The sequence below is a fragment of the Streptomyces sp. SBT349 genome, from assembly GCF_001083795.1.
Taxonomy (GTDB): domain Bacteria; phylum Actinomycetota; class Actinomycetes; order Streptomycetales; family Streptomycetaceae; genus Streptomyces.
Genome location: NZ_LAVK01000150.1, coordinates 1 through 17227, shown reverse-complemented (window position 1 = coordinate 17227; position 17227 = coordinate 1). Strand labels below are relative to the sequence as shown.

Genomic DNA, 17227 nt, shown 5'->3' with positions numbered 1-17227 from the left:
GGCAGCGCCAGTTGTGATTAAGAAACAGGTCCCGCCCCCGCCCCAGGCCACATACGATGCACTCCGACGGTGACGGATCACTACGGCGGAGGGGTGGGTCGGAGAACCCATGCGTGACGGCACGACGGCTCCACAGACCGGCCTCGCCCAGGACAGCATCCCGGTCGAAGTGGACGAGACAGGCCACAGCACGGACGTGGAGAGGGAGGACATCGGCGAGCGGATCGACAGTCCCTTCGATCCCGACCTGATCGAGGTCCAGACACGCACCCCCACGGTCTCTCTCCTCCTCAACCGCATCAGGCGCGGGACGATCGACCTCGCTCCCGACTTCCAGCGTCGGGCCGGCATCTGGACGCCGAAGGCCCAGAGCCGACTGATCGAGTCGCTCCTGCTGCGCATCACGCTGCCGACCCTGTACGCCGCGGAGGGTGAGGAGGACACCTGGTCCATCGTCGACGGAGTTCAGCGCCTCTCCACCATCGCCCGCTTCGTCTCACCGGAGTCCATCGACTCGGATCCGCTCCATCTGACAGGGCTGGAGTACCTCACCGAGTTCAATGGCTCGACCTTCTCCGACCTACCAGGTCGCCTCCAGACACGGATCGAGGAGGCTGAACTGGTCGTGCTCCTCATTCGGCGGGGGACGCCGGAAGAGGTCAAGTTCAACATCTTCGCCCGCATCAACACAGGTGGCCGCGCGCTCACCCACCAGGAGCTTCGCCATGCGCTGATCCCCGGCCCCGCCCGCCTGTTCCTCCAGGATCTCGCCCTCTCCGGCGCGTTCGGGAAGGCGACGCTCGGGACAGTGTCTCCTGAGCGCATGTCCGACCGGGAGATGTGTCTGCGTTTCGCGGCGTTCGTCCTCGCACCACCCAGCGAATACACGAGCGGCGACCTCGACGACTTCCTCCGCCGGACCATGCACCGGGTCAACGACATGGAGCCTGAAGATCGCGAGAAATTGCGTATGCAGTTCGTCGCGGCCATGGAAGCGAGCCATGCCGTGTTCGGCGATCACGCCTTTCGCAAGAGATTTCGCCACACAGGCCGCCGATCTCCCGTGAACAAGGCGCTCTTCGAATCGCAGTCGGTCACCCTCTCCCGATACACGCCTATCGAGGTCGAACGACTCCGCCAACGCCGCCGGCGGGTCGAGGAGGGATTTCTCGACCTCATGGAAGACACCGACTTCTTCAATGCCGTATCCGCGGGAACGGGCGACGTTCGTAAGGTCAGGCTTCGTTTCGGCATGCTCGACGACATGATCCGGGGGGTCCTGAATGCTTGAGCGGCTCGGCATCACGAATTTCAAGGCGTTCGGCCGCCAGGACATCGCGCTGGCGCCTTTCACCCTCCTCACCGGCCTGAACTCCTCCGGGAAGAGCACGGTCCTCCAGGCACTTGCTCTGCTGCGCCAGTCGCACGAGGCCGGAGTCCTCGAGGACGGTGCCGACTCCGGGTTGCTGCTCAACGGTGAGTTCGTCCAGCTCGGCACGGGGAAGGACGTGCGGCACGAGGCGTACCCCAAGGACGATCCCGATATCGGTCTCAGCGTCGCACCAGCCGCCTCCGCGAGCGAACCGCTCAGCTGGCGCGCCCTGTACGGGTCGGAGGACGACCTGCTCAAGCTCGCCGCGTCGCCTCCCGCACGGCTCTCCCTGATCGATGCGCTGCCCGAGCTCTTCGGCCCGCGGTTCCAGTACCTCAAGGCCGACCGCATCGTTCCCGACATCAGCTACCCGCGCTCACACCACGCCGTCGTGCGACGCGGGTTCCTCGGTGCCCGCGGTGAGCACACGGCCAACTACCTCCGCGTCCATCAGGACGACAGCATCGAAGCGGACCTGCGACATCCGTCCTCGCCCTCCGGCACACTGCTGGCGCAGACCGACGCGTGGATGCAGCAGCTCTGTCCGGGAGTCGATCTCCAGGCCATCGGAATCGACGGCACGGACACCGTCCGGCTGAGCTACGGCTTCGGATCAGGTGTGAGCGCCTCGAACCGGTACCGGCCCACCAACGTCGGCTTCGGTCTCACCTATGCCTTGCCTGTCGTCATCGCGTGCCTCACAGCCCGCCCGGACTCGCTCATCCTCTTGGAGAACCCGGAGGCGCATCTCCATCCCCAGGGCCAGACCTCACTTGCCTACCTCGCGGCCGCCGCGGTGGCAGCCGGTGCGCAGCTTGTCGTGGAGACGCATTCCGACCACGTCCTCAACGGGTTGCGGATCTCGGTCAAGAACGGCCGCATTCCAGCGTCCGCAACGGCCGTGCACTTCTTCGGGCGAAGCGGCCACAGCGGAGAGGTCGTCAGTCCGGGGATGAGCGATGACGGCATGCTGTCCGATTGGCCACGAGGGTTCTTCGACGAGTGGGAGAACTCCCTCGACCAACTACTGGACTGATCCGCCCGGGAATATCGGTAATGCACACGTCAACGGACCTAAGGGCGAGAGGTGCCACTTCTCCTGTTCCTCAACGAGCGCTCCTGCACGTCGAACGCCTCACCACCGGAAGTCGCCAAGGCGATGGACGGGCTGATCCGTGTGCTGCGGGAAGCCCGTACGTGGCGCGAGATCGCCCTCGTGACCCGGACCCCGCTGGCCCGGTCGGAATTGGCCAGGGGCTACTACTACCAGCAGTGGGCAGCCGACAACCGGCATCGGAACCAGCGTCAGTACATCAAGGCCCTCCGCAACCGGGCGCCCTTCGCCGAGGTACTTCCCCGAGACCCGGTGCCGGGGGACGTCGAGCACGAGTACGCCGGTGAGCGCGTTGAGGGGATCGGTGCGGCCCATCTCCTGGACGGCCTGGCTGTCAGCCTTCCGGTGTCGACAGCCTGGCACCGGTCCTGGCTGGAGGTCACCGTCCGCACGCTGGTCGAGAGCGATGAAGGCCATGTGGTCATGCGCGAGGCGACCGAGCCGGTACGACACGGCTCCCGTCCTGTCGACCTCAAGGCGCATGAGCGGTGGGGCCGATCCAGCGGGCTCCACGCCATCGGTTCGCCGACACAACTGTGGGCGGAACGGGCCGACTTCTTCCCCTCACTCCGCTTCCTTCCACGGGCCAGGCAGGACCTCGAAAGCCTGCAACCCCCGGCATTTGTCCAGGTACGCGGACTGCTTGCGCGGCTCGAGGAATCGGTCGCGCGGTGGGACCCGTCCGCGGCCGCCGTCCCCGCCTGGCAAGGAGCGAAGGTCACTCCGGAGCACGAGCAACGCAAGCGCCTGTGCTCGTTCACCGACGAAGAGGGCGAGAAACACTGCTACGACTGGCACGGACGCTTCACTCCGGGGGCCGGGCGGCTCCACTTCCGGCTTCTGCCGGGGGAAAGGGCGCTGGAGATCGCCTACATCGGCCCCAAGATCGAGCCCTGATCTCCCCCGGGGTCCACGCCCGGCCCCCCGGCCTCGCCTGTTCTCACAGGTAGCCGAAGAGTCCGAGCCAGCGGCGCTGGTCGGTGGCGGCGTGGTCCAGGAGGACCTGGGGGTCGATCCTGACGACGCCGCCGCTGGCGAGGGTCGGGAGGGTCTGGCCCATGACCTCGGGCGGGGTGAGGTCGTCGCGGGCGGGGAACTCGCCGATCTGGCGGAAGACGTCGCCGCCGCGCTTGGACAGGTTCCAGTCGATGAACAGCTCGGCGGCGGCCGGGTGTTCGGCCGAGGAGGTCTTGCCGACGAAGTAGTCGTAGGCCGCCATGCCCTCCTCGGGGATGACGAAGTCCACCGGCGCGTTCTTGCTGGCGGCGATGTTGATGCTGCTGACGACGCCGGTCGCGACGGAGATCTCGCCCCTGGCCAGGGACTCCAGGGCGGCGGACGAGGAGTCGAAGATGCGCGGCTCCTGGTCGGCGAGGGCGGGCAGGTACTCCTCGCCGAGCCGGTCCTCCTGGAAGCGGTTGAGGGTCAGCGAGCTGCCGCCCGCGCCGATCTGGGTGATGCCCAGGTCGCCCCGCCACTCGGGTTCGGTCAGGTCCCACCAGGAGGTCGGGGCGTCCTCCTCGTCCACCAGCACGGTGTTGTAGGCGAAGGTGTAGAGGGGGTTGAAGACGCGGTAGAACTCGCCGCCGTGGTAGCGGACGCTCTCGTCCAGGCGGTCGTAGTCGGGGACCTCGTGGGCCTCGAAGACCCCGGCGTCCCGCATCCGGCCGGCGATGTCGTAGTCGGAGGTGCGTACCACATCGGCGCCGAGCCGCCCCGCGCCCTGCTCGCTGAGGACGCGTTCGGCGAGCCGGTTGGGCACCAGGCGGACCAGCTCGACCTCGATGCCGGTGTCGTGCTCGAACGCCTTGATGACCTCTTTCTCCGAGTTCTCGACGTAGCCGCTGTACAGCGACAGCGAGCCCTCCTCGGTGGCGGCGGCGAGCAGGTCGGCGTCGGCGATGCGTTCGCCGTCCACCACGAGCCCGTCGCCGGTCTCGACGCTGGCCCGTTCCGCGTCCACGACGGCGACCGAGGGCGGCGGCGCGCAGGCGGCGGCGAGGGTGAGGGCCGCGGCGGCGAGGGCCGCCGCGAGGGTCCGGACCCCGGTCGGCGTGGTCACCCTTCTCATCGTGATCCCTCCACGGTCTTGGCTCCCAGGGACTTGGCGAGGAGCGCGATCACGAGGATCACGCCGCAGTAGAGCAGGCTCACGCAGGCGGCGCCCTGCATCGCGCCGTTGTCGTAGTTGTCGAAGATGAGGATGGACAGCAGCCGGGTGTCGGAGGTGAAGAGGAAGAGCGCGGCGGACAGTTCGCGCATGCAGAGCATCAGCAGCAGCAGGAGGGTGGACACCATGCCGACGCGCATCAGCGGCAGCGTCACATAGGACACGGCCTTGGCGCGGGGCGAGCCGAGCAGCACCGCGCTGTCCTCCAGGTCGCGGTCCACCTGGAGGATGGAGGCGGAGACGCCGCGGTACCCCTGCGGGAGGAAGACCGCGAGGAACGCGACGACCAGCACGGCCATCGTCCCGTAGACGGGGACGGGCGCCACCAGCCAGGTCCACAGCAGGCCGAGGCCGAGCACGATGGCGGGGACGGCGAGCGGCGCCATCGCGACGAACTCCAGGACCCGGCGGCCGGGCGCGTTGGTGCGGTAGACGGTGTAGCTGATGGCGAAGCTGATCGCCGTGCCGATGAGGCCCGCGAGGACGGCGGTCAGGACGCTGTTGCGGGCGGCCTGGAGGAAGTCCTCGGAGGTCAGCATCTCGCCGAGGCTGTAGAACGAGAGGGCGTCGGCGTCGGTGAGCTGCCCCAGGCTGGCGATGTAGGGGGAGTTCTGGAGCGCCGCGGTCAGCAGGGCGGCCAGCGGAAGCACGACGGCCAGGGCGAAGTAGGCCATGGCGGCGGCGAACGCGGGCCAGCGCCAGCGCCCCAGCGGGATCATCTTCGCCTTGACGCCCTTGCCGGTGACGGTGGTGAACTTCCGCCGCATCACGGCGCGTTGCTGGAGGGCGGTGACGACGAGGAGGACGACGGTCAGGACGACGGCGACGGCGGCGGCCTCGTTGCCCCGCGAGGGCGAGGCGTTCATCAGGCGGTAGATGAAGCTGGGCAGGGTGTCCACCTGGCCGGGGTTGCCGATGACCTGGGCGACCGGGAAGTTCTCCATGGTGAGGGCGAAGATGAGGATGCCGGAGCCCAGGATCGCGGGCATGGCCAGCGGGAACGTGATCCGGCGCAGCGTGTGGCGGCGGGTGCCGCCGTGGACGAACGCCGCCTCCTCCAGGTCGGGGTTCATCAGCGACAGGGCGCTGTGGACGAGGAGGAAGGCGTAGGGGGCGTAGTAGAGGGCCAGGACCATGATCAGTCCGGGCCGCGAGTAGATGTCGAGGGTGAGGTCGAGCCCGACGCTGTGCAGGAGGAGGTTGAGGAAGCCGGTGGCCGGGCTGCCGAGCAGGGACCAGGCCAGGGCGCCGACCAGCGACGGCAGGAACAGCGGCGCGATGCCGGCGAAGTAGAGGAGGCGCCGGGCCGGGGCGTCGGTCCGCGCGGCGAGGAACGCCAGCCCGCAGCCGATGACAAGGGCGACCAGCGAGGCGGCGCCCGCGATGAACACGGAGTTTCCGAGGGCTCCCACGGCCTGGGAGGTGGAGAGGATCTCGAAGTTCTCCAGCGAGAGCGCGTCGAGGCCGATCGCGCCGGGGCGCGGCACGTGGGTGCTGAAGGCGGCCAGCAGGATGAACAGCATCGGCACGACGACCAGCGTGCCGAGGGCCACGAGCAGGACGCCGGTGGGCAGGGCGCGGCGCAGCCGGGCGATCACGGCCGTCATGCCGGCACCTCCGCGGGCAGCACCTGGACGGCGGCGGGCTCGGCGGTGGCCCACACGGGGGTGCCGACCGGGAGCAGCGCGCTGCCGTGGCGCGGGACGAGGGCGTCCAACTCGGGGCCGCCCTTGAGGCCGACGCGGTAGCGGACGTAGGAGCCCTGGAAGCTGACGACCTCGACCCTGCCGAGCCAGTTGTTGGTGCCCTCGGGCAGGGGCTCGGTGGCCAGCCGGATGTCCTCGGGGCGGATGCAGACGCGGGGCGGGGCGGCGCCGGCTTCCGTGGGGAGCGACCTGCTGAGGACCTCGACGTCGTGGCCGGTGAGCCCGAGGACGGAGAGGTTCTCGCGGGAGGCGACACGGGTGCAGGGGAAGATGTTGGAGACGCCGAGGAAGTCCGCGATGGAGGCGGAGAACGGGGCGTCGTAGATCTTCTCGGGGCGGTCGATCTGCACGATCCTGCCGTTCTGCATCAGCGCGATCCGGTCGGCGAGCGCCAGGGCCTCGGACTGGTCGTGGGTGACATAGACGCAGGTGAGACCCATGCGCTGCTGGATCTCGCGCAGCTCGACGCGGAGCCGGTCGCGGAGCCTGGCGTCCAGGTTGGACAGCGGCTCGTCGAGCAGCAGCACGCTCGGCCGCATGACCAGGCTGCGCGCCAGCGCGACGCGCTGCATCTGGCCGCCGCTGAGCAGGCTGGCGCCGCGGCCGGCGAACTCGGCGAGGCCGACCATGTCCAGCACCTCCGTCACGCGTGCGCGGATCTCGGCCTTGGGCAGCTTCTTCTGGCGCAGGGAGAAGGCGACATTGTCGAAGATGGTGCGGTGCGGCCACACGGCGTAGGACTGGAAGACCATGCCGACGTTGCGCTTGTTCGGGGGGACGTTGACGCGTCTGTCGCTGTCGAAGACGACGGTGTCGCCGATCGTTATGCGTCCGCTCAGGGGCGTTTCGAGTCCGGCGACGCACCGCATGGTCGAGGTCTTCCCGCAGCCGGACTTCCCGAGCAGGACCAGGGATTCGCCGTCCGCGATGTCGATGCTGAGATCCTTGATCGCGACCGCGTCACCATAGGCGAGTGTGATGTTTTCCAGCTGAACTTTCATGACAGCTCCTTTGCTGCCGGAAGGCGTGCGCCTCACACGCTTTCCCGGAGGAGGGCGGGGACCAGTAGTTCGGCGGTCGCCAGGCGCCGCGCGGCGCGGTGGAGCGTCACCGTGCCGATCGCACCGGCGTGGTCGGAGATCACTTCGGCCTCGACGATCCCCGCGGGGGTTCCCAGGCGGATCGTCGACGCCGATGGCCGGTTTTCAGCCAATATGGCCGGTAGCGTACCCGGTGTCATGGCCGCGGCGGCGACCGCGACCGCCGAGGTCAGGCCGATGACCGGGTGGGGCGCGTGCATCGACACCATGCGCACGGCCAGGTCGTAGGCGTCCGCGGGCACGGGGACGCCGAGCGAGGTGACGTAGTCGCCCGCGGGGGCCACGACGCCGACCTTGGGCACCGCGTAGGTGACCGGGTCCTCGGGGAGGGCCAGGCCCATCCGCAGGGCGGCGGCCCGGCGCAGCCGGGCCAGCCGGGGCACCAGGGCGGCGAACTCCTCGACCGTCTCCAGACCGCTCGCCCCCAGCGAGGCGGCGTCGGCGAGCACCGCGGGGGCGCCCGCGTCCACCAGGGTCGCGCTGACGCCGTCGATCCGCTCGACGCCCTCGCCGGTGGGCAGCAGCGCTCCCGTGCTGGCCCCGGCGGGGCGTGTGAAGCCGAGGCCGACGGGCACGCCCTCGGCCGAGGAGCCCGGCACGGTCGCCCTCCCCAGCTCGGGCACGGCGCCGCCGGGTGTGGGCACCGTCGCGGAGAGCCGGACGCCGGTGTTCCGGTTGCGCATACGCACCGTGCTGACCGGGTCCCGGGGGGTGGCCAGACCGGTCTGGAGCGCGTAGAGGCCGACCGCCGTGGCGCAGTTCCCGCAGTTGCTCCCCCACTCCACGCCGAAGGTGCCGATGCCGACCTGGGCGAACAGGTAGTCCACGTCGGTGCCCGGTTCGTCGGAGGGGCCGACGATCACGGCCTTGGACGTGGTCGAGGTGGCTCCGCCGACCCCGTCGATCTGCCGCGGGTCGGCCGCGCCGAACGCGGAGGCGAGGATCTCGTCGAGACGGTCCTCGGCCATGGACAGATCGTCCGCGTCGAATACCCAGCACTTGCTGGTTCCGCCGCGCATCAGCGTCGCTGGCAATCGCACCACCTGGAGACCTCCCGCTGGCTGGGGTGAGCGACACGAGCATGCGCGCGACGGGCGTTCAGTACAATCTCGGAAAAGTGGAGTCCCCTTTAGCAACACTTAACCCTCAACGAGAGGAGCGGCTCGTGCAGCTCGACGTCAGACGCATGCTGCTGCTGGCCGAGGTCGCCGGTCACGGCTCGCTCACCGCCGCGGCGCAGGCGCTCGCGTTCACGCCCTCCGCGGTGTCGCAGCAAATCGCGAAGCTGGAGTCGGAGGTCGGCCAGCCGCTGCTGGAACGGCACGCGCGGGGCGTCCAGCTGACCCAGGCGGGAGAGGCCCTGGTGCGGCACGCTCGGCATATGGGACGCCAGCTGGGCGCGGCCAGGGCGGAGCTGGACGAGATCGCCGGTCTTCGCTCGGGCGAACTTCGCATCGGCTCGTTCCCCACCGCCGGCTCCTCGTTGCTGCCGCTGGTCGTCCACCGCCTCGGACAGGCGCATCCGGGCATCGGGCTCACCGTCCGCAGCGCGCTGCTCGACGGGCTGATCGCCATGCTGGAGAGCCGGGAGGTGCAGCTCGCCCTGCTGTGGGACTACGACTGGCGGCGCGTGGACCACCCCGCGCTCACGCTGACGCATCTGCTGGACGACCCGACGGCGCTCATCGTCTCGGAGGAGCATCCGCTGGCCGACCGCGCCTCGGTGGACATCGCCGAACTGGCGGGCGAGAGCTGGATCACCCGCGCGGACGCGCACCCCGTCGCCGATGTCCTCGCGCGCTCCTGCCACGCGGCCGGATTCCGCCCGTCCATCGCGTTCCACGCCCACGACTACCAGGAGGCCCAGGCCATGGTCTCCATCGGCCTGGGCATCGCGCTGGCGCCGCGGCTCGCGCTGACGAACCTGCGCTCCGGCATCAGGGTCATCACGCTGGAGCCCGAGGCGCCGACGCGGCGCATCCTGCTGGCCCGGCTCACCGAACGGCGCCCCACGCCCGCGGAGATCGCGGCACACGGCCTGTTCAGGGCGGCCTCGACCCAGCTGGCGGCCTGAGCAGGGAGCGCGCGGGGCCGCCGACATCACCAGGACGACCGGCGTCCTCGGCGTCACGGACCGTGAGGACTTGAGTCTCCACCCACTGGAGGGCTGAGGGTTGACGTCGTGAGCGAGCACACCGAGCTGTTCACCATCGGCGAGATCGCCCGCCGTACCGGACTGCCGGTGCGCACGATCCGCTTCTGGTCCGACAGCGCAGTGGTGGCGCCGACCGGGCGCTCGGCGGCGGGGTACCGGCTGTACGACGCCGAGGCCGTCGCCCGCCTCGACCTGGTCCGCACCCTGCGTGAGCTGGGGCTGGACCTGGACACGGTGCGCCGCGTGCTGGCCAGGCAGGCGACGGTACGCGACATGGCCGGCGCGCACCTTCGCGCGCTGGACGCGGAGATCCGGACGCTCCAGGTGCGGCGCGCGGTACTGCGGTGGGTCGCTCGACGTGGCAGCACGACCGAGGAGATGAGACTGATGCACAAGCTGGCCCGGATGTCCGCCGACGAGCGGCAGCGGATCATCGACGACTTCGTCCACGAGGTCTTCCACGGCGTGGACCTTGAGGCTCCCGGCGCCGGGATCGCCCAGGCCATGCTCGCGATGCCGGCGGAACTGCCCGCCGACCCCACCTCCGAGCAGGTGGACGCGTGGATCGAGCTGGCCGAGCTGGTCGGCGACGGGACGTTCCGGCGACGCGTGCGGGAGATGGCCGTGGCCGGGGTACGGGCGGAGGAGGAGCCGCCGCGGGGCCCCGAACCGGCTGGTGGACCCGGAGCTGCCCGCGGCGGAACGCGCCCGGCTGGCCGACCAGTTGGCCACCTTCACGGACCGCGGGGTGGAGCGGTACTGGCAGTTGCTGGGCATCCTCCACGGCCGGCCCTCGTGGCCACCGCAGGTGCCCGCGTTCGAATGGCTGATCGCCGCGCTGCGTGCGCGCGGATAGAGGGGGCCTCGCGGACCGGCCCCGGACGGGGGTGCTGTCGCGTCCGGGGCGGTCCGCGAGGTGGTCAGGCGGCCGTGTCGGCTAACGGTTCCTGAAGCTGACGCACCGGACGGTGATCTCGGAGGAGAAGCGGGTGAGTTGGTTCGGGTGGATCTGCCGGGAGGAGCCGGTGCAGTCGGACTTGCTCCAGGCGTGGACGACGCGGTACTTGGAGGTGTGCCCCGCGGACCGGGCGAGGAACGAATCCTGCTTCCCCTTCGAGGTCGTGAGGCGCACGTTGCCGGGCTTGGAGGGCTCGGTGACCGTCCTGGTGGGGGCGTCGCCGTTCGCGTGCCGGTACAGGTACACCGCGCCGGGGGTGCCGCCCGGGGGCTCGGCGGCGGCGGGGGATGTCATGGGGGCGGCCAGCAGTCCGGCGGCGAGGACCGCCGGGACGGCGAGCGCGGACAGACGCTTGAGCATGGGGACTCCTGAGACTTCCGGGGGGACGCCCTGCTTCGCACGCAGGGCCAAGGTGGTTATCCGTTCCCGGAGTCGGCGCAAAACATGAAGATCTACATCTTTGGGGAATTACCGAGAATCTGCGAATGTCATTCGATCAGGGCCGATGTCCCCGCAGAAACAGATAAATGGTATCGCCTGACATTCATCTGTCCGTCTGAGGCTCACGGTTGGGCGAGGCCCATGGCGGTGGCCCGCAGCAGCCGGGTCAGGCGGGGCTCGAAGTCGAGGGCGGCATGCCCCCAGCCGGGGTGCTGGGCATACAGCTCCGCGAGGGTGGGCGTGGGGTGGGAGACCTGCCAGAGATAGGCGGTCAGCGCGAGCGCCGCGGCGATGAGGTCCCGCACCCGCGCGGCCGTCAGGGTGCCCGCGGCGGCCAGGGTCTCGGCGATGGCGTCATGGGCCGCGAAGGAGTTGGCCTTGAAGCGGCGCGCACGCTCGATGCCGACGTCGCCCTCCAGGCTGAGCGGCACATGCGTGAGCAGGTCGCAGAAGAGCGGTCGGGCGGTGAGGGTGGTGACCAGGGCGTCGGCGACCTGCTCCGGGCCGAGGCCGCGGGCGTCGGCGAGATGGGCGGTGAGCGCGTCGCGCCACTGGACCCAGCCGCGTTCGGCCAGTTCGAGCAGGAGCTCCTCCTTGCTCTCGAAGTACCGCCGCACGGCCGAGGGATGCAGCCCCACGGCCTCGGTGACGGCCGCGAGGGTGAGGTGGCGCACCCCGCCGCGGTGAGCCGCCAGCGCGCGTGCGGCGTCGAGGAGATCCTCGGTGCGGCGGAGCTTGGCCTCCTGCGAACGGGCTCGGCGATGCATGCCCTCATCGTAACGCTCGCTACGTGCGTTAATCGGCAGGGGGTGCTAGCCTGCGATAACGCAATCCGATTGCGTAGCGAGAAGGCCGAGGAAAGGGGAGCGGCTGTGCGTGCCGCCGTCGTCACCGGTTTCGGGGAACCGGACGTTTTCGAGCTGAGGGAGCTGCCCGACCCGGTCCCCGGGCCCGGTCAGGTGGCCATCGACGTCAGTCACGCGGCCGTCGGACTGATCGACGTCTTCGTCCGCCAGGGCCTCTACAAGGACCGGGAGGGCCTGCCGCTGCCGCCGTACGTGCCCGGCCTTGAGGTCGCGGGCACCGTCCGCGCCCTGGGCGGCGGCGTGGCGGGCCTGCGCGTCGGCGAGCCGGTGGTGACGCTGTCCGGCACGGGCGCCGACGGCGGCTACGCGTCGGTCGCCGTGGTGGACGCGGCGATGACCGCGAGCCTGGAGGGCACCGGCGTCGACCCGGCCTCGGCGGTCGCGGCCGTGCCCAACGCCGCCACCGCGTACCTCGCGCTGACCGAGGTGGCCCATCTCGGCCGGGGCGAGCGGGTGCTGGTGCATGGCGCGCTGGGCGGGCTGGCCTCCGCCTTCCCCGGCATGGCCCGCGACCTGGGCGCCGCCGAGGTGGTCGGCACGGTGCGCCGCGCCTCGCTCGCGGACGCGCGCGCCTCCGCGCTGCCCTACGACGAGGTCGTCGCCGGCGAGGAGCTGCCCGGCGCCCTGGGCGAGCGCCGCTTCGACGTGGTGGTCGACCCGGTCGGCGGCCGGGTGCGCACCGACAGCCTGCCGGTGATGGCCCCGCTGGGCCGGATGCTGCTGGTGGGCAACGCGAGCGGCGACTGGGAGCACACCGTGCCCACCAACGCCCTGTGGGGCGGCAGCCTCGCCATGCTCGGCTTCTCGATCGGCTTCTACCTGCCGTCCCACCCCGAACGGGCCGCGTCGGCCGCCCGCGCCGCCCTCCGGGCCATCGGCCGGGGCCTGGTCGGCATCGCCGTCCAGGCGCTGCCGCTGGCCGAGGCCGCCGAGGCGCACCGCCGGATCGAGCGCGGGTCGGTGGGTGGCCGCATCGTGCTGACGCCCTGAGCCGGGCGTGGGTGAGCGCCGGTCCCCCGCCGAGGCGGAACGGCACGCCGTGGGCCGGCGGGTGACCGGCTCCGGGGAGATGAACGGAGGCGGCCGATGGGAGTAATCGGCATGTCGGGAGAGCGGTCGGACCACCGGATCATGCAGATTTCGGACCGTCCGACTTCTCCGATCCGAGAGGATGCCATGCGTCTCCGTTCCGTGCTGGCTGCCGCCGCCGTCACCGCTTCCCTGTTCACCGTCGCCGGGACGGCGGCCTCGGCCGTCGCCGACGACCGCTCCGAGGCCCGCTCCACCAACGTCCCGATCGGCAGCTGCAACGACACGGCCATCGGGCTCATCGCCCTCAACATCCCGATCCTCTCCCCGGAGTTCGGCCCCCAGTGCTCCTCGGCGGCCGTCGCCCACTGACCCTCGCGGGTCCCACGAGGCACCGCGCCCCTCCCCGGGCGCGGTGCCTCGTTCGCGTGCCGGGCAGGATATGCCCGTGACCGAGCCTCAGGACGAGCGGGACCGCGCGACGGTGCTGGTGACCGGTGCCACCGGGAAGACCGGCCGCCGGGTGGCGCGGCTGCTCGCCGGGCGCGGCCTCGCGGTCCGCGCGGTGTCCCGTTCCACCGCTCCGCGCTTCGACTGGTACGACGGCGCCGGCTGGGAGCCGGTGCTGCGCGGGGTGACGGCGGCGTATCTGGTGGTCCCCGACCTCGGGAGCCCCCGGCTGCCGCCCGTGGTCGCGGCGCTGGCGCGGCGGGCCGCGGCGGCCGGGGTCGGGCGCGCGGTGCTGCTGTCGACGGGCGGCGGCAGCCCCTGGGAGGAGGGCGTCCTCGCGGCGGAACGGGCGCTGGCCGGGGCGGGTCTCGCGTGGACCGTGCTGCGCCCCCGGTGGTTCCACCAGAACTTCAGCGAGGACTTCCTGCGCGGCCCGGTCATGGCGGGCGAGGTGCGGCTGTCGACCGGCGAGGGGCGCGAGGCGTTCATCGACGCCGACGACATCGCGGAGGTGGCCGTCGCCGCGCTCACCGAGGACGGGCACGCGGGGCGGCGCTACGAGCTGACCGGGCCCCGGCCGCTGAGCTTCGGGGAGGCGGTCGGTGAGGTGGCGCGGGCGAGTGGCCGGGCGATCCGGTATGTGCCGGTGACCGCGAAGGCGTACGCCGGGCTGCTGCGCGGCCGGGGCATGGACCCGGAGTCGGTGGCACTGCTGGTGGGCCTGTTCGAGCGGGTGAGCTCCGGCGCGCTCGCCTCGGTCACCGGCGATGTGGAGCGGGTGCTCGGCCGCGCGCCGCGGGACTTCACCGCCTACGCGCGGGCCGCCGCGGCGGCGGGGGCGTGGCGGACCTGACCCCTCGCACCGGCGGGCGAGGGGCCGGGCAGGGCTCAGAGCAGGGCGCCGGTCAGGGGGTCGTAGCGCAGCACCCGCGCGGAGCTCTCGGACGGGTGCCGGAGGCCGGTGGTCCTGATGGTGGTCAGGCCGACGCGGTAGTGGTCCTCGGTGGTGACGCGCAGCCAGGGCCGTTCGTCGCGCAGGACGGTGACCTCGTCGATCAGCGAGCCGTCCCGCCCGGCGGCGATGGCGTAGACGGGTCCCTGGGGCGGGGCGATGTCGAGGCCGCCGTCCTCGCGGATGGTCAGGGTGGCGACCAGTTCGCCGCGCCCCTCGTGGGCGTCGCCGACGAAGTCGTGGATCCGCGCCGGGTCGCCGACGTAGTGCTTCAGGCGGCCCAGACCGGTGACGTCCATGCCGTTGTAGAAGTTCCTGGCCTCGGCGTCGAGCCAGAGGTGGGTGTTGTGGGTGGGGAAGGCGAAGTCGGCCCCCGAGTTGTAGGTGATGTGCCAGTGCGGCGGGTTGTCGGCGTGCAGGGTGTTGTTGGTCTCGAATCCCGCGACGAACCAGCGGTGTCCCTTGGCGGCGGCCGTCGCCTTGAGGCCGGACTCCACGAGGACGCGGTGGGCGGCGACCAGCTGGTGGGTCTGCGACCTGGCCTCGTTCCCCGGCCAGGGCACGTCGAGCCAGGGCCCGGCGACGCGGTCGGGGTCGTTGTGGTCGATCTTCCAGTACATCCCGGGCGAGAGGTCCGGGTGGCTCCAGATCTGGATCGTGCCCTCGTCGGCGCCCGCCGTCGCCCCGTTCACCGGGAGGGTGAAGGTGAAGCGGTCGCGGTCCGCGCGGTCGTGCCGGAGGCGGAGCCGGTTCTCGCCGTGGATCACCGCCCGCACCGCGACGCCGGGCCAGCGGACGGAGACCTCGACGCCGTCGTCGCTCCTCGGTCCCGTGACGAACGTGTAGTACTCGGCCCTGCTCGCGACGTGGTAGTGCTCGCCACTGACGAACGCGTAGCCCTCGGGGAGCGTGATCTCGGGCCGGCCCGGCTCGCCGGGCCTGGCTCTGACGAGGCGGAAGGCGGAGAACGCGGCCTCGGCGGCGGTCCCGGCGGCGCGTTCCCCCGCGTGGGCGGTGGGAGGCAGCGCCAGGGCCGCGCCCGCGGCGGACGCGCCGACGACGAGCGCGCGACGGCTCAGGAGGGACATGCGGTGACCTCTTTCGGGTGAAGTAGGGCGGGACGGTGGGGGCTTGATCCTGCCGGGGCGGCGGACCCGGGCCCTGACCTGCGCGTGAACGGAGGGGGAACCGTGCCGGGCCGCGCGGAGCCCTCCCCGGCCGCCCGCGAGGAGTGGCCGGTTCGCGCTCCTCCGCGGGCGGCGGCGCGCCACTAGCGTGACGGTCATGGCAGCGGACGAAAACCCCGATAGCACACAGACCGCACCGACGCCCGAGGAAGTCGGTGCCTCCTACGACCGGTTCGGCGACCTCTACGGGCTGATCCTCGGCGACTCCGCCATCCACATCGGCATGTGGTCCTCCCCCGGCGAGCGCGCGCCCGCCTCCACGCTGACCGACCTGGCGAACCTCGCCATGGACCGTCAGACCGACTTCTACATCGACGCCCTCGGCCCGGGGCCGGGGGACCACGTCCTCGACATCGGCTGCGGCACCGGAGGGCCCGCCGTGCGGCTGGCCCGCGCCAGCGGGGCCCGCGTCACCGGCGTCACCGTCAGCGCCTCGCAGGTCGGGCTCTGCACGGCGCGCGCCGAGGAGGCGGGGCTCGCCGACCGGGTGGGCTTCCGCCTCGGCAACGCCATGGACCTCGGCGAGGACCACGCCGACGCCTCCTACGACGCGGCCTGGGGCATCGACTCCTTCCCGCACATGTCCGACCGCCTGGCCGCGCTGCGTCACGCCTGGCGCGTGCTGAAGCCGGGCGGGCGGCTGCTGTTCACCGAGTTCACCCGGCGCGGGGAGCCCAGCGCCGAGCACCTGGCCGTCTACCGCTCGGTCTGGACCTCGCCGCCGCCCCAGGACACGGCGACCCTGCTCGGCTGGACGGCCGAGGCCGGATTCGAGCTGATCCGGCTGGAGAACCACACCAGCAACGTCGCCATCTCGGGGGAGCTGATGCACTTCCTCTACCACGACAACCACGCCCGGATCGCGGAGCGCTACGGGGAGGAGGCGACCGCGGAGATGGACGCCGCGATGCTGGCGCTGCGCGCGTTCATCGGCCGCCACCTCGGCTACCACGTGTTCCTGGTGGCCAAGCCGCGCTGAGCCAGGCGTCGATGGCGCCCGCGGTGGCGCGGGCGTGGGTCCCCAGCAGGGTGAAGTGGTCCCCCGGGGTCTCGACGCGGTCGTGCGGGAGCGGCCAGCTCTCCGGGATCGCGCTCCGCGCCGGGCGCACGAAGAGGGTGGGGATGTCGAGGGGGCGCGGGACGAGGCCGGTCAGGAAACGGGCGTAGGCGGCGGCCGCGGTGAGCAGCGCGGGGGTGAGGAGTTCGCGCGTGCGCGGGTCGTCGGTCATGCGGGCGATCGCCTCGTTGATCGGCTCCTGGAGCGGGGAGCGCGGGTCGGGCGAGTCCAGGAGCACGACCGCGGCCGGGGGCGTGCCGCGGTCGCCGAGCGTTCCGGCCAGGGCGTGGGCGGCCCAGCCGCCCGAGGAGTGGCCGAGCAGGGCGAACGGGGCGTGGCCGAGATGCCGGGCCAGGGTGTCGGCCCAGGCGCCGAGCAGGGCGTCGAGGGTGGCGGGCAGCGCCTCGCCGTCCCGGTGGCCGGGGGCGTGCAGGGACCACACCTGGCGCCGCCCGGCGAGGTGGGCGGCCAGCCGGGCGTAGACCGGGGCGTCGGGTGTGGCGGCGACGGGTGGCACGCAGACCAGCGCCGGGCGGGCTCCGCCCTCGGCGAGCCGGGTGGGCGGGAGGGCCGGTGCCTGCCGGGGGTCGGTGAAGGACGGGCGCCCGCGCGCGGGGGGTTCCAGCAGGCGCAGCACCTCCCGCTGGCGTGCGTGGGTGCGGGCCTCGAC

17 protein-coding genes are annotated in these 17227 nt (G+C 71.7%); 9 read left to right on the top strand and 8 right to left on the bottom strand.

Features of this window, described 5'->3' with window-relative positions:
- Nucleotides 1-109: 109 nt before the first annotated feature.
- From ADY01_RS19310 to ADY01_RS19300, 3 genes are read left to right on the top strand one after another with little or no spacing between them, the layout of a single operon-like run.
- A complete protein-coding gene (locus ADY01_RS19310) occupies nt 110-1291 on the top strand; it encodes a DUF262 domain-containing protein (RefSeq protein ID WP_049574887.1) in 1182 nt (393 codons plus the stop codon).
- Nucleotides 1284-2408, top strand: a complete 1125-nt coding sequence (locus ADY01_RS19305) for an AAA family ATPase (RefSeq protein WP_049574885.1) — start codon at nt 1284-1286, stop codon at nt 2406-2408. The genes ADY01_RS19310 and ADY01_RS19305 overlap by 8 nt, the downstream gene beginning before the upstream one ends.
- A 51-nt stretch (nt 2409-2459) precedes the next feature.
- Nucleotides 2460-3383, top strand: a complete 924-nt coding sequence (locus tag ADY01_RS19300) for a hypothetical protein (protein WP_159001288.1) — start codon at nt 2460-2462, stop codon at nt 3381-3383.
- A 43-nt stretch (nt 3384-3426) separates the two neighbouring features.
- Here ADY01_RS19300 and ADY01_RS19295 read toward each other — a convergent pair whose 3' ends face one another.
- Genes ADY01_RS19295 through ADY01_RS19280 form a run of 4 tightly spaced genes read right to left on the bottom strand, consistent with a single transcriptional unit; the run spans nt 3427 to nt 8505 of the window.
- Nucleotides 3427-4548, bottom strand: coding sequence for an ABC transporter substrate-binding protein (locus tag ADY01_RS19295; protein WP_049574877.1), 1122 nt, complete (start codon nt 4546-4548; stop codon nt 3427-3429).
- 5 nt (nt 4549-4553) lie between these two features.
- On the bottom strand, nt 4554-6263 hold the full coding sequence (locus tag ADY01_RS19290) for an ABC transporter permease (protein WP_049574876.1): 1710 nt from the start codon (nt 6261-6263) through the stop codon (nt 4554-4556).
- Complete coding sequence (locus ADY01_RS19285; RefSeq protein ID WP_049574874.1) at nt 6260-7363, bottom strand: ABC transporter ATP-binding protein; 1104 nt, start codon at nt 7361-7363, stop codon at nt 6260-6262. Before ADY01_RS19285 ends, ADY01_RS19290 begins: the two co-directional genes overlap by 4 nt.
- A 32-nt stretch (nt 7364-7395) precedes the next feature.
- Nucleotides 7396-8505, bottom strand: a complete 1110-nt coding sequence (locus ADY01_RS19280) for a PrpF domain-containing protein (RefSeq protein ID WP_049574872.1) — start codon at nt 8503-8505, stop codon at nt 7396-7398.
- Nucleotides 8506-8648: 143 nt separating this feature from the next.
- Here ADY01_RS19280 and ADY01_RS19275 point away from each other — a divergent pair, with 143 nt between their 5' ends.
- On the top strand, nt 8649-9536 hold the full coding sequence (locus ADY01_RS19275) for a LysR family transcriptional regulator (protein WP_049574891.1): 888 nt from the start codon (nt 8649-8651) through the stop codon (nt 9534-9536).
- A gap of 108 nt (nt 9537-9644) precedes the next feature.
- A complete protein-coding gene (locus ADY01_RS19270) occupies nt 9645-10568 on the top strand; it encodes a MerR family transcriptional regulator (protein WP_234320310.1) in 924 nt (307 codons plus the stop codon).
- Here ADY01_RS19270 and ADY01_RS19265 read toward each other — a convergent pair.
- Together ADY01_RS19265 and ADY01_RS19260 are read right to left on the bottom strand one after the other, a co-directional pair.
- On the bottom strand, nt 10555-10935 hold the full coding sequence (locus ADY01_RS19265) for a hypothetical protein (protein ID WP_049574866.1): 381 nt from the start codon (nt 10933-10935) through the stop codon (nt 10555-10557). The genes ADY01_RS19270 and ADY01_RS19265 overlap by 14 nt on opposite strands.
- Nucleotides 10936-11138: 203 nt before the next feature.
- Entirely contained in the window at nt 11139-11783 is a 645-nt protein-coding gene (locus ADY01_RS19260; RefSeq protein WP_049574864.1) for a TetR family transcriptional regulator, read from the bottom strand.
- A gap of 105 nt (nt 11784-11888) precedes the next feature.
- Between ADY01_RS19260 and ADY01_RS19255 the strand changes: the two genes are divergently transcribed.
- The 3 genes from ADY01_RS19255 (at nt 11889) to ADY01_RS19245 (ending at nt 14214) form a co-directional block, all read left to right on the top strand.
- Nucleotides 11889-12872 (top strand): quinone oxidoreductase family protein, encoded by a 984-nt coding sequence (locus ADY01_RS19255; protein WP_049574857.1) that lies wholly within the window; start codon nt 11889-11891, stop codon nt 12870-12872.
- Nucleotides 12873-13058: 186 nt separating this feature from the next.
- Nucleotides 13059-13283 carry a hypothetical protein gene (locus ADY01_RS19250; protein WP_049574854.1) on the top strand — a complete coding sequence of 75 codons (225 nt, stop codon included), beginning with the start codon at nt 13059-13061 and terminating at the stop codon, nt 13281-13283.
- Nucleotides 13284-13353: 70 nt separating this feature from the next.
- Nucleotides 13354-14214 carry an NAD(P)H-binding protein gene (locus tag ADY01_RS19245; protein WP_049574852.1) on the top strand — a complete coding sequence of 287 codons (861 nt, stop codon included), beginning with the start codon at nt 13354-13356 and terminating at the stop codon, nt 14212-14214.
- A gap of 35 nt (nt 14215-14249) precedes the next feature.
- Here the strand turns inward: ADY01_RS19245 and ADY01_RS39830 are convergent, their stop codons facing one another.
- Nucleotides 14250-15401, bottom strand: a complete 1152-nt coding sequence (locus ADY01_RS39830) for a hypothetical protein (protein WP_049574850.1) — start codon at nt 15399-15401, stop codon at nt 14250-14252.
- Between the two features lie 196 nt (nt 15402-15597).
- Here ADY01_RS39830 and ADY01_RS19235 point away from each other — a divergent pair, with 196 nt between their 5' ends.
- Nucleotides 15598-16479, top strand: coding sequence for a methyltransferase domain-containing protein (locus tag ADY01_RS19235; RefSeq protein ID WP_049574847.1), 882 nt, complete (start codon nt 15598-15600; stop codon nt 16477-16479).
- On the opposite strand, the gene ADY01_RS19230 is transcribed toward ADY01_RS19235, so the two are convergent.
- Nucleotides 16427-17227 (bottom strand): alpha/beta fold hydrolase (locus tag ADY01_RS19230; protein WP_049574843.1); only part of this gene is annotated, 801 nt, incomplete at its 5' end. The two genes, ADY01_RS19235 and ADY01_RS19230, sit on opposite strands and share 53 nt — an antisense overlap.

Bases quoted from the DNA above. Each gene is read 5' to 3' on its own strand.
- ADY01_RS19275 (WP_049574891.1), top strand. From the start codon at position 8,649: ATGCTGCTGCTGGCCGAGGTCGCCGGTCACGGCTCGCTCACCGCCGCG.
- ADY01_RS19260 (WP_049574864.1), bottom strand. From the start codon at position 11,783: ATGCATCGCCGAGCCCGTTCGCAGGAGGCCAAGCTCCGCCGCACCGAG.
- ADY01_RS19285 (WP_049574874.1), bottom strand. From the start codon at position 7,363: ATGAAAGTTCAGCTGGAAAACATCACACTCGCCTATGGTGACGCGGTC.
- ADY01_RS19310 (WP_049574887.1), top strand. From the start codon at position 110: ATGCGTGACGGCACGACGGCTCCACAGACCGGCCTCGCCCAGGACAGC.
- ADY01_RS19265 (WP_049574866.1), bottom strand. From the start codon at position 10,935: ATGCTCAAGCGTCTGTCCGCGCTCGCCGTCCCGGCGGTCCTCGCCGCC.
- ADY01_RS19245 (WP_049574852.1), top strand. From the start codon at position 13,354: ATGCCCGTGACCGAGCCTCAGGACGAGCGGGACCGCGCGACGGTGCTG.
- ADY01_RS19290 (WP_049574876.1), bottom strand. From the start codon at position 6,263: ATGACGGCCGTGATCGCCCGGCTGCGCCGCGCCCTGCCCACCGGCGTC.
- ADY01_RS19235 (WP_049574847.1), top strand. From the start codon at position 15,598: ATGGCAGCGGACGAAAACCCCGATAGCACACAGACCGCACCGACGCCC.
- ADY01_RS19250 (WP_049574854.1), top strand. From the start codon at position 13,059: ATGCGTCTCCGTTCCGTGCTGGCTGCCGCCGCCGTCACCGCTTCCCTG.
- ADY01_RS39830 (WP_049574850.1), bottom strand. From the start codon at position 15,401: ATGTCCCTCCTGAGCCGTCGCGCGCTCGTCGTCGGCGCGTCCGCCGCG.
- ADY01_RS19305 (WP_049574885.1), top strand. From the start codon at position 1,284: ATGCTTGAGCGGCTCGGCATCACGAATTTCAAGGCGTTCGGCCGCCAG.